The 309-nt window shown below is 43.0% G+C and carries 1 protein-coding gene; it reads right to left on the reverse strand.

Translation table 11 applies throughout. The annotated features are described in order from the left end of the window. A partial coding sequence (locus C1G53_RS10975) for a PTS system mannose/fructose/sorbose family transporter subunit IID (RefSeq protein ID WP_161941419.1) occupies positions 1-309 on the reverse strand: 309 nt, incomplete at both ends.

Raw genomic sequence — 309 nt, forward strand, 5'->3', positions numbered from 1 at the left:
TCCGATCTGACCAAGAAGCCAGAAGACAAATCCTGTAAAGATTGCAGGTACTAGGCGTGGGAAGATGGTATTCAAAATGTCTTGAATATCAATCACTTTTTCTCCAATAGCTGGAGCCCAAGTCACTTCAAAGTTAATCATAGTTGCAATCAAGGCACCCATCATGAAGACACCCATTACAGATGCTGCATCAACGAGAGCTGTCAAGCGATCGCGCATGGTTGTAATCAACTTAGTACCTTCTTTGTAGGCAACTTCCAACTGTTTCCAACGGAAAATATCATAGGCAATGGCTACTGCTACCCAAAG

The organism is Streptococcus suis, from assembly GCF_002960445.1.
Classification (GTDB): Bacteria; Bacillota; Bacilli; order Lactobacillales; family Streptococcaceae; genus Streptococcus; species Streptococcus hyiners.